The following is an 11,243-nucleotide window of genomic DNA, read 5'->3' as shown; positions in this document are numbered from 1 at the left end:
GGCTTGCCGGGCGGTGCGTGCGGTGGCCCGGGGCAGCCGCGGGATCCGGGCCGGGCACGCCGGGCGGGGAGGGGGCCGGGGGCGCGCGTCGTCGGGGGCGGCGACGCGTGTATGCGCGACGAGGCGCTGCGGGCGGCCCGCAGTTCGCTGTTCAACATCGACGAAACGGCTCCCGCCAAGCAGACGGGAACGATCACTTATATCTTCATCCCCCAGTAATTTTCGATTCTCACGGGCACCTTTCGCCCTGCCTTGTCCTGCCCGAACGGGAAATACTTCGGTATGTCCCGTCCGGGCCGAACTGCGTTATGCCGAAATCTGCTCCGCGATAATCAAAAACGGGTGCGAAAAGACCTTTTTTCGTCGGGCCTGCGTCGGCAATATTGGTTTTTTTGTCGACAATTTCGGCTCCGGGCGTGAATATGTCCGAGAAAAAATGTAACTTTGCATCTGACCGGATTATCCGCATATGCGTAAACTGTTTTTCATCTTGCTGGCCTTGGCGGGTTGCCTGCTCTTTTCGGAGAGCCGGGGCGACGCGTGTGCCGTACAGACCGCCCGCACGGCGGTACTTTCGGTAGGCAACGCACCTGCCGATCAGTGGCAGTGCGAGCGCATCTGCAATTCTGACCTGAACCAACCCCGTGTTTTCCGGGAGGCGGAAACCTCCCCGGCCGCACCCATGTTCCAGCGCGGAAGTCTCCATACGGCGGCACGCGCTGCATTGCGTTGCGTCGCGTTGTGCGGCGGCACGGGAGTTGCCAAACTTATTTCAACGTACCAATCCAATGATCTCTCCGTCGGCCTACATGCCGTGGACTACTATGTCTACCGCCTGCGCCGGCTCATTATTTAGCGGTTCGTGTTTCCCGAACGGTCTCTCCGGCAGGGGAGTCGTTCCCTTAACTGAAATATGAGCGTTTGATAATGAGAGAGATATGGATAAGATTAAAATTTGCGAGGCGATGTACGCCTTGCCCGGGGAGGTCGTGGTTCGTCGCCGCAAATCCCTTTTGATTCCCGCCGTGCTGCTGGTAGCCGGCGTAGCAATGCTGGTTCTGAACAATATGTACGGTGCCGGGCTGTCGAACAACATGCGCTCGGCGCTGGTGTTCCTCGGCGGGTCGCTGGCCTTGGCCGGGATGATTACCCTCGCGGCGCGGTTTTTCAGCTCCGAGGGAGCGCCTTATTACCGTGCAGGACGCTGTTACCTGCGCTATGAGGAGCTTTATTTCGAGCGCGGACTCTCCGCGGAGGTCCGGGAGTGCATCGCACAGGGTGATGTCGGGCGGCTTTTCGCCCTGCCCCACGCACAGGTTCCCGCCGTGGCTGTGGCCGTTTACCGGACACCCGACAACCGCTTTGCGGCCATGCAGGCGTTCGAGTACACCGACTTGGAGTACCGGCCGCTGACCGAGCTGCGCATTGCCGACGGGAATGAGCTGCAACCGGCTAAAAACTAAAGATACAGAATGATAGACATCAGTGGTGAAAATGTAGTATTGGTCGGCGCTCTGCTGCTCTTCGTGGCGGTGATGGCCGGTAAGGTCGCCTATCGTTTCGGCGCCCCGGCGTTGCTGCTCTTTTTGGGAGTGGGCATGTTGTTCGGTCTGAACTTCATCTCGTACCGCTCGGTCGACATGACGCAGTTCGTGGGCATGATCGCCCTCTGCATCATCCTCTTCACGGGCGGTATGGATACCTCCTTTCAGGAGATAAAACCCATCATCGGGCCCGGCGTCGTGCTGGCCACGGTGGGGGTGGTGATGACGGCCGTTGTGCTGGCGGGCTTCGTCTGGCTCATCGCGCCGTGGATCGGACTGGAAATCTCCTTTCCGCTGGCCCTGCTGCTCGCTTCCACGATGTCTTCGACCGACTCCGCGTCGGTGTTCTCCATCCTGCGAAGCAAGAAACAGGGGCTCAAACAACACCTCCGCCCGCTGCTGGAGTTGGAGAGCGGCTCGAACGACCCGATGGCCTACATGCTTACGATCCTGCTGATCGGCATTGTGACCAACACCTCGGGGGATGTCGGCATGGGCATGAGCATCGTCTATTTCGTGATCCAGATGGTTGTCGGAGCCTTGTCGGGTTACCTGATCGGCCGGCTGGCGGTGTGGACGATCAACAAGATCAATCTGGCCAACCACTCGCTCTATTCGGTGCTGCTGCTGGCCTTCATCTTCTTCGCTTTCGCCTTCACCGACCTCATCAAGGGCAACGGTTATCTGGCCGTTTATCTGGCGGGTCTGGTCGTGGGCAACCATAAACTGACGCAAAAACGGTCGCTGACGGTCTTTTTCGACGGTTTCACTTGGCTGATGCAGATCGTGATGTTCCTCACGCTGGGACTTTTCGTCAACAGCGACGAACTGTTCCGTCCCGAGGTGCTGATTCTGGGCTGTGCCGTCGGTGCGTTCATGATTCTCGTGGCGCGTCCCGTCACGGTCTTTGCCTGTCTGCTGCCTTTCCGGCGCTTCACCACCAAGGCGCGGCTCTATGTCTCGTGGGTGGGTCTGCGCGGCGCCGTGCCGATCCTCTTCGCCATCTATCCGATGATGGCCAATGTCGAGCAGGCCGGACTGCTGTTCAACGTGGTCTTCCTCTCGACGATCATCTCGCTCGTGGTGCAGGGCACCACCGTGAGCGGCATGGCCAATATGCTGGGACTGGCTTACGAGGAGCGGGAGTCGGCGTTCAGCGTCGATATCCACGAGGACATGAAATCGGTACTCACGGAGGTCGAGGTCAACGAGTCGATGCTCGACACCGGGCATACGCTCAAGGACATCACCCTGCCCGAGAACACGCTGGTGATGATGGTTTGCCGCGAGGGCGAGTATTTCGTGCCGCAGGGCAAAACGGAACTGCATCTGGGCGACAAACTGTTGGTCATTTCGGACCGCGGCGAGGAGCTCGAGTCCACCTATAAGGACATGGGCATCGACGACGTGATGAAACTCGGCTAAGAGCCGGGATTTAGGGGGCGACGGTTATTTCGGAGCGCTCTCGTCCGGTTCTGCGCCCGGAGCGTTATAAATTACAGCCGTTACAAGGGTGAATGCCCTATGTAACGGCTGTAACTGTGTAACGGGGGTGTTCGGAGGCCTGTTAGCCCCTAAAACGGGCTTCTTAAGCTCGGGAGCGCAGAACCGGATATTAAACGCTGATCCTCTATTCGCCTCCTAAATCCCGGCTCTTAGCCGGGTTCCACAGGGTCGACATCTCTTCGAGGGTCTTGCCCTTGGTTTCGGGAACCCACTTCCAGACGAAGACGGCCGACAGCAGCGACATCAGGGCGTAGATGCAGTAGGTGCCGCCCACGCTCCATGCGCTCAGCGACGGGAAGGTCGCCGACACGAGGAAGTTCGCAATCCACTGGGCTGCCACGGCGATGGCCACGGCCTGCGAGCGGATCGTGTTGGGGAAGATTTCGGAGATGAGCACCCAGCAGATCGGACCCCACGACATCATGAACGACGCGGTGTAGATGATGATGAAGATGAGTGCCGCGATTCCGATGGTGTCGGTGAACGACAGTGCCGCGAGGGCGGCCATGCCGATCATCATGCCCGTCGAGCCGATGATGAGCAGCGGCTTGCGGCCCACCTTGTCGACGGTGAAGATCGCCACGACGGTGAAGATGATGTTGACGATACCCATGACGACGGTCTGGAGCATCGACACGTTGCCCGAAGCGCCCATGTTCTCGAAGATGCGCGGTGCGTAGTAGAGCACGACGTTGATGCCGATGGCCTGCTGGAAGAACGAGAGCAGGACGCCGATGACGATCACGGCCGTGCCGTAGGCGAAGAGTTTTTCGCGTTTTTCGTGTACCGTGGCCTTGATGTCGTCGAGGATCGAACGGGCCTCTGCCGTGCCGTTGATGCGCTCGAGCACCGAGAAAGCCTTGGTGTCGTTGCCCTTGAGGGCGAGGAAGCGCGGGGTCTCGGGAACGAGCATGATCAGCAGGAAGAAGGCGCCCGCCGGGAAGGCTTCGGAGAGGAACATCCGCCGCCAGCCGATCTGGACCATTGCGGCCTGAATCGCTTCGCCCGTATCGCCGAGGTGGTTGCGAATCAGGTAGTTGACGAAATAGACGACCAGCATGCCGAAGATGATGGCGAACTGGTTGCACGAGACGAGCGTGCCGCGGATCTTCGCCGGGGAGATTTCGGCGATGTACATCGGGCAGACGGCCGAGGCGAGTCCGACGCCGATGCCGCCGATGACGCGGTAGATGTTGAACGACACCAGCAGCGGGAGCGATGCCTCGCCGTAGGGCAGGATGCCGCTCTCGGGCCACCACGAGCCGACGGCCGAGACGAAAAAGAGCACCGCCGCCATGACGAGCGAGCGTTTGCGCCCGAAGCGCGAGGCCAGCAGGCCCGAGATCGCGCCGCCGATGACGCAGCCGATCAGCGCGCTCGAGGCGGTGAAGCCGTGCATCCACGACGTGTAGGTGAAGTCCGCGGCGCTCCGGAAGAACTGGTCGAGCGCCTGCTCGGCTCCCGACACGACGGCCGTGTCGTAACCGAAGAGCAGTCCGCCGATGATCGCCACCAGTACGATGGAGAAGAGATAGGCGCGGCTGCCGGTTTGTTGGTTTAAGGTCATGTTTCAGGTTTTAGGTATTTCGAACATTTGCCTCCCCGCAGGCCAAGCCCCTCCCGAGGGAGGGGTTTGGGGTGGGGTCAGACTTGTAAACGACGCCGGAGGCGGCGGATACGACAGTCGGCAGCGGGAATACGGTCAGTTAATAGACCGGATTTATTAGATATACATATTTACGATCGCTTCGTAGAGCTCCTGCTTGCCGCTGTGCTGCACGGGTTCGTGCTTGCGGGCGTAGTCGGCAGCCTGCTCGAGCGTGAGTTTGCCCTCTTCGAAGGACTTGCCTTCGCCCTTGTCATAGGAGGCGTAACGCTCCGAGAGCATCTTCTGGTAAGGCGAGTTGTCGAGGATGTCGGCGGCGATCAGCAGCGCGCGGGCCATGATGTCCATCGCGGCGATGTGGGCGATGAAGATGTCCTCGAGGTCCGTCGAGTTGCGGCGGGTCTTGGCGTCGAAGTTCGTGCCGCCGCCCTGAAGGCCGCCGCCGCGGACGATGACCATCATGGCCTGCACCATCTCGTAGAGGTCGATCGGGAACTGGTCGGTGTCCCAGCCGTTCTGGTAGTCGCCGCGGTTGGCGTCGATCGAACCCAGCATGCCGGCATCGACGGCGCACTGCAACTCGTGCTCGAACGTGTGGCCGGCCAGCGTGGCGTGGTTGACCTCGATGTTGACCTTGAAGTCCTTGTCGAGACCGTGGGCGCGCAGGAAGCCGATCACGGTCTCCGTGTCGACGTCGTACTGGTGCTTCATCGGCTCCATCGGCTTGGGCTCGATCAGGAAGTTGCCCTTGAAACCCTTCGAACGGGCGTAGTCGCGGGCCATACGGAGCATCGTGGCCATGTGCTCCTTCTCGCGCTTCATGTCGGTGTTCAGCAGCGACATGTAACCTTCGCGGCCGCCCCAGAAGACGTAGTTCTCGCCGCCCAGCTCGATCGTGGCGTCGATGGCGTTTTTGATTTGTAGCATGGCGCGGGCCGCGGCGTCGAAATCGGGGTTGGTCGAGGCGCCGTTCATGTAGCGGGCGTGTCCGAAGACGTTGGCCGTGCCCCACAGCAGTTTGATGCCGGTCTCGGCCTGCTTCTGCTTGGCATAGGCGACGATCTCCTTGAGATTCTTCTCATACTCCTCGACCGTGGCGGCCTCGTCCACGAGGTCCACGTCGTGGAAGCAGTAGTATTCGATGCCCATCTTCTGCATGAACTCGAAGCCCGCGTCCATCTTGGCCTTGGCGCGCTCGACGGGGCATGCCGCCGCGTTCCACGGGAAGGTCTTGGTGCCGCCGCCGAACTGGTCGCCGCCCTCGGCGCAGAGGGTGTGCCACCATGCCATCGAGAATTTGAACCAGTCCTTCATCTTTTTGCCCTTCACGACCTTTTCGGGATCGTAGTAGCGGAACGCCATCGGGTTTTTCGAATCCTTGCCTTCGAATTTGATCTTTTCCACCGTGGGAAAGTAGTTTGTTGTTGCCATGATTTTGTCGTTTTTTTTGGTTTATTTGTTGAGTTTCGATTCGATTTCTGCGACCCACGCGCGGTATCCCGCTTCGAGGGCTTCGCGGTCGGCCTCGACGGGTTTCACGACCTCCAGCCGGCGGAGCGAGGCGAAAGCCTCTTCGCGGGTCTTGTAAAGTCCCGCGCCCAGCGCCGCACCGCGTGCCGCACCCAGTGCCCCGTCGGTGTTGAACAGTTCGATGCGGGCCCCGGTGAGCGTCGAGAGCGTCTGCCGGAACAGCGGCGAGAGGAACAGGTTGGCCTGCCCGGCGCGGATGACGTCGGGCGAGAGCCCCAGCCCCCGCATGATGTCGATGCCGTAGCGGAACGAGTAGGCGATGCCCTCCTGCGCGGCGCGGAGGATGTGCGCCGTGGTGTGGCGGTTGAGGTCGATGTTGACGATCCCGGCTCCCGTGTAACGGTTTTCGAGCACCCGCTCGGCGCCGTTGCCGAAGGGGATGACCAGCAGCCCCTCGGAACCCGCCGGGACACTCGCTGCCAAGCGGTTCATCGCCGCATAGTCCATCGTCTGCTGCGTGACGTTGCGGCGCATCCACGAGTTCATGATGCCCGTGCCGTTGATGCAGAGCAGGATGCCGTAGCGGGGCTTTTCGGCCGTGTGGTTGACGTGGACGAAGGTGTTGACGCGCGATTGCGGGTCGGCCTTCGGGGTGTCGACGACACCGTAGACCACGCCGCTCGTGCCGCCCGTAGCGGCCACCTCGCCCGCCTCTAGGACGTTGAGCGAGAAGGCGTTGTTGGGCTGGTCGCCCGCACGGTAGGAGATGGGCGTGCCGGCCGGGATGCCCAGCTCGCGTTCCGTGGCGGCGTCGGTGTGCGACTGAATGCCGATCGAGACGTCGGCGTCGGGGATCATCGTGTGGGGAATGCCGTACCAGTCGGCCACGAAGTCCGCGCGGCGCTCTTCCTTGAAGTCCCAGAGGATCTGCTCCGAAAGGCCGCTGATGCTCGTGGACATCCGTCCCGAAAGGCGGTAGGCGATGTAGTCGCCCGGAAGCATGAATTTGTAGACCTTGGCAAACGTTTCGGGCTCGTTGCGCTTGACCCACGCGAGTTTCGACACGGTGAAGTTGCCCGGCGAATTGAGGGTGTGTTCGAGGCAGAACTCCCGGCCGATGCCTTCGAGGGCCTCGGCGCCGATCCCGACGGCCCGGGAATCGCACCAGATGATCGATTTGCGCAGCGGCTCGCCCTCCTCGGAGAGCGCCACGAGACCGTGCATCTGGTAGGTGATGCCGATGGCCGCGACTTCGCGCATGGGGTGTTTCACGGCGATCTGCCGGATGCCCTCGCGGACGTAGTGCCACCACATTTCGGGGTCCTGTTCGGCCCAGCCGCCCTGCAGGGCGTCGATGGGCATTTCGGCCGCGGGATTGGTGGCCGAGGCCACGCATTCGCCCGTCGGGATGTCCAGCAGCGACACCTTGACCGACGATGAACCTATGTCTATGCCTAAACTTTTCATAGTTGTTATGTACTTTTATCTATCGTATCTCGCTTTCGATTGCTGTTCTCGCCGCCTTCGGCGTCGTTTGCAAGTCTGACCCGGCTAAAAGCCGGGCTTTATAGGCGGTGCCCCGGCGTTGAGTATCAGACCCGCTTCCGCGCTTCCTCTTTTTTTAAGCCGTTTTTTAAACGGCCCTCGGGAGGGGCTTGTCGCGACGCACCCGGATTGTCAACCGGAATACAAGCGGTAACTACTTTTTTAATACCTCCAGTTATTGATAAATCCCAGCTTCAGCTTCTCCTTCAGGGCCTTCTTGTAGGCGTTCTTGTTGAAGGTGTAGTACTGCGCGGGTTTGTGGGCCACGCCCTGCTCCTTCTCGGCGGTGGGGGTCAGGAAGCCCGAGGCCAGTATCTTTTTGCGGAAATTGCGGTTGTCGATGTCGATGCCCAGCACGGCGCTGTAGAGGTTTTGCAGGGCGCGGATCGTGAATTTGCGCGGCAGCAGCTCGAAGGCCACCGGCGATTGCAGCATCTCGCGGCACAGCACCGTGAGGGCCGCCGAAAGGATCGCCTTGTGGTCCATGGCCAGCCGTTGGATCGAATCCACGTCGACCCACTGGGCTCCCTTGGCCGTGGTGTAGGCGATGGTGCGGCTGTCGAGCTTCACCAGCGCATAGTAACCGACGGTGACCACGCGGTCGGTCTGGATGCCGTGGTAGCGGTTGATCCACTCCAGCTCCTCGCCGGCCACGCGCTTGGGGTCGGAGAAGATGTCCATCTGTTTCAGGTAGACGTTCTTGAGTCCCGTGGCCTCTTCGAGGACACGGTAGGCGGCTTCGGGCAGCGTCTCGTTCTCGAGGATCATCGCCCCCGGCAGCTTGAGCTTGTCGAGGCGGGTGTCGGGCTTGTAGTAGCGCCGCTCGATGAGCAGCACCTTGAGCGATTTTCCGTTGAAACCGAAGACGGCACAGTCGACCGACAGCGATTGGTTCATCTGAATAGACATGGTCGCGGGTTTAGGTTACGATTGTAAAATTATCCATTCGCAAGGGCAAATCCAAACTTATCGTATTTTATACGCTAACCATGCCGCTGCAAAGTGCCTGCCAGAAAGACTGAGGGCCGATTATGGGGCGGCCGTGTTAGGTCCGGAATTACGCTAACCGGAATCCTGCGGGATGTTGGCGGGATTCCGGTCGGCGCAGGGGTTCACGGTCGGGGCTGGTTTCAGCGCTCCGAATCGTAGTAGGAGGCCAGCGGGTAGAGGTTGGTGTGAAGCTCCTTGGCCATGTTCAGGTAGTCGGTGTAGGGGCTGTACTCCACCGATACGAGACCTTTGTTCGAATCGGCCGTGCCGCCGTAGCCGTCGTTGTATTCGAAGTGCATCCACCCGGCGCAGTTGCGCGTTTCGAGCAGCCGCAGGCAGAAGTTCTGGTAGAACTCTCCGCGGTTCTTCTGCGTGCGCACGAGCCATCCGCCGCCGTCGGTGTTGGCGTAGTCGCGGCCCTTGTAATTGGCGTCGGCGCCCTTGACGTAGAACTCCGTGACGATGAACGGTTTGTTGCCGCACCACACGGCGAGGTTGGCCATGAAGTCGGGTTCGGGCTGCCAGCGGGCGTAGTAGTTGACCGACACCACGTCGCAGTAGCGGGCGCAGGCTTCGACGATGCCCTGCGTGTATTTGCTCCAGTCGTGGAGGCGCGAGCCGAGGATCAGGTGCTGCGGGTCGGCCTTGCGGACGGCCTCGCTCGTGACCTTGAAATAGTGGTCGGCCACCGCCGAGCGGAATTTCTCGCGGTGGGCCTTGGTGATGGCGTCCGCCGAGGCGATGCCCTCCTGCGCCATGAACGCTTCGGCGAAGTCGCGCGCGCCCTTGTATTTGTCGGGCAGGGAGAGGAAATGTTTCAGCTCGATGCCTTTCACGGCGTCGGCGTTCTCATAGGCCACGAAAGGCAGCTCGTTGTCGAGGTAGTAACCCACGAAATGTTTGTCTCCGGCGAACAGGGCGCATTTCTCGCGGGCGAGGTTCTCGACATAGCTCTGGAACGTGGGCTCGAAAGCCAGCACGAGGCGGTTGTAGGTGCCGTCCTCGAACGCATAGCCCAAGTTGGCGGTCATGTCCCACATGAAGGTGCGCAGCAGGTAGAGGTTCTCGGCATAGGCCATCTTGCGCTTGCCGGGATTGAGCAGGCTTTCGCGCATGTCGTCCGGGAAGCGCTCGATGCGGTTCGAGCCGTAGGAAATGTAGTTGAAGCCGTAGGAAGCGAGCATCGCGCCCGTCTCGGCGCTCCACTTGGCGTTGCTGCCGAATTTGCTGTTGAACGACGCGGCGTGTTCGGCCGAGGTGCCGGGACGGACGTGCTGCGTGCCGTGCAGGATGACGGCGCCGCCGTCCGGGTCGAGGAAATACCAGCGTCCGTCGGCCTTGCCCACGCGGAAGTAGCCTTCGGTGCCCGTCACGGAGGCGGGTTCGCCGTAATCGAGACGGCCGCCCCACGCCGTTTCGACGTGTCCGTCCACGGGCGAGAACCAGTTCATGCCCTTGACCGTGCGGGTTTCCGTGGCGTCGGCCGTGGTCCACGGCTTGAAACTGCCGCTCTGGATTTTGCGGTATTCGACGGCCGAGTAACTGTACTCGGGCTTGTCGTTGTGGCCGGGTTTGCCCGAGGGTTCGCCGCCGGTCGTGTCGTCGGTACAGGCTGCGGCAGCCAGAAGGCATCCCGCAGCGAAGAGAAAGGTGTTGAATGTTTTATTCATTGCATTAGTAGGTTAGAATGTTCGTTTCATTGCAGTTTCAGCAGGGCTTCGGCGTAGCGGCGTCCCAGTTCGCGCTGGCTCGGGGCCGAAAAGTGCGGGTCGGTCTCGTCCTTCATCGGCTGGAGCCCCTCGGCCGACACGCAGGCCGTGTGCGGGATGCGCAGACGGCGGAGCATCGCATTGAAGGGCGCGGTGCCCTCCGCGCGTCGCGTCCAGTTCCAATGGGCGATTTCGCCGAAGACCACCGGCAGCGAGGGGTTGCCGAGTTCCGTGCGCAGGATTCCGACGAGGCGGCGGAGCTTGGCCTCGTAGCGTTCGGGGTGCGCCGAGTCGGCTTCGCCCTGATGCCAGAGGACCGCCACGACGTCGCCCCAGTCGCCTGCGGCGCGGATGCGCTCGACGGCTTTGGCCAGATAATCCGTTTCGGAGCCCGGGAGCCATTCGTCGATCGACGAACCCCCGCGGGCGTTGACCACGATGCCCACCGGGGCGCCCGTCGCCGCCGCGTAATGCGCGGCAAAGCTGCCCGAGGGGCCGACGCGCTGCATCCCGAGTTCCTTGCGGACGGTGGAGTAGCGGTTCATCGGTTCCACGGCGCGTTCGAAGCCCTCGCCGTTGAAGAGATAGACCCCGCGGAGCGTGTCGGCGGCCTCGGCGTCCATCAGTCCCCGCCCCGCCATATTCGACTGCCCGATGCAGAGCACCAGTCGCAGGCGCGGCAGCCGCACGAAGCAGACGCCGCCGGCCGTGAGCGTGTCGCCCTGCATGGGGCGGGATTCGACGGCATGTCCGTCCGCGCGTTCGATGCGCGGGGTATGCGCGGCTCCGTGGGCCACATAGACCGTATCGGGGCGGGCGCTGGCAGCAGCGGCAAGACACAGGGCCAGTGTGAGCAGGAGTGAGCGTTTCATG

Annotated in this window: 9 protein-coding genes; 3 read left to right on the top strand and 6 right to left on the bottom strand. The window is 61.5% G+C overall.

The genetic code is table 11. The features are described from left to right. Nucleotides 1-469: 469 nt before the first annotated feature. From BN5935_RS14720 to BN5935_RS14710, 3 genes are all read left to right on the top strand, one after another. Entirely contained in the window at nt 470-856 is a 387-nt protein-coding gene (locus BN5935_RS14720) for a hypothetical protein (RefSeq protein WP_064976764.1), read from the top strand. Nucleotides 857-938: 82 nt separating this feature from the next. Continuing rightward, the gene (locus BN5935_RS14715) at nt 939-1,463 is read left to right on the top strand and encodes a hypothetical protein (protein ID WP_235821130.1); all 525 of its coding nucleotides are present in this window, start codon (nt 939-941) and stop codon (nt 1,461-1,463) included. A 9-nt stretch (nt 1,464-1,472) separates the two neighbouring features. After that, nucleotides 1,473-2,969: a potassium/proton antiporter gene (locus tag BN5935_RS14710; RefSeq protein WP_064976762.1), complete on the top strand. Its 1,497-nt coding sequence runs from the start codon at nt 1,473-1,475 to the stop codon at nt 2,967-2,969. Between the two features lie 205 nt (nt 2,970-3,174). Here BN5935_RS14710 and xylE read toward each other — a convergent pair whose 3' ends face one another. The 6 genes from xylE to BN5935_RS14680 form a co-directional block, all read right to left on the bottom strand. After that, the gene (gene xylE / locus BN5935_RS14705) at nt 3,175-4,617 is read right to left on the bottom strand and encodes a D-xylose transporter XylE (RefSeq protein WP_064976761.1); all 1,443 of its coding nucleotides are present in this window, start codon (nt 4,615-4,617) and stop codon (nt 3,175-3,177) included. A gap of 156 nt (nt 4,618-4,773) precedes the next feature. Further along, the gene (xylA, locus tag BN5935_RS14700; protein WP_064976760.1) at nt 4,774-6,087 is read right to left on the bottom strand and encodes a xylose isomerase; all 1,314 of its coding nucleotides are present in this window, start codon (nt 6,085-6,087) and stop codon (nt 4,774-4,776) included. 21 nt (nt 6,088-6,108) lie between these two features. Further along, the gene (locus BN5935_RS14695) at nt 6,109-7,593 is read right to left on the bottom strand and encodes a xylulokinase (protein ID WP_064976759.1); all 1,485 of its coding nucleotides are present in this window, start codon (nt 7,591-7,593) and stop codon (nt 6,109-6,111) included. A 240-nt stretch (nt 7,594-7,833) separates the two neighbouring features. Beyond that, nucleotides 7,834-8,580, bottom strand: a complete 747-nt coding sequence (locus BN5935_RS14690) for an NUDIX hydrolase (RefSeq protein ID WP_064976758.1) — start codon at nt 8,578-8,580, stop codon at nt 7,834-7,836. Nucleotides 8,581-8,801: 221 nt separating this feature from the next. Next, entirely contained in the window at nt 8,802-10,331 is a 1,530-nt protein-coding gene (locus BN5935_RS14685) for a glycoside hydrolase 5 family protein (RefSeq protein WP_064976757.1), read from the bottom strand. A 26-nt stretch (nt 10,332-10,357) separates the two neighbouring features. Next, nucleotides 10,358-11,242 carry a sialate O-acetylesterase gene (locus tag BN5935_RS14680; protein ID WP_064976756.1) on the bottom strand — a complete coding sequence of 295 codons (885 nt, stop codon included), beginning with the start codon at nt 11,240-11,242 and terminating at the stop codon, nt 10,358-10,360. Between the last annotated feature and the right edge of the window lies 1 nt (nt 11,243).

The organism is Alistipes provencensis (genome assembly GCF_900083545.1).
GTDB lineage: Bacteria > Bacteroidota > Bacteroidia > Bacteroidales > Rikenellaceae > Alistipes > Alistipes provencensis.
The sequence above is the reverse complement of the archived record's forward strand: the minus strand, read 5'-3'. Positions and strand labels throughout refer to the sequence as shown.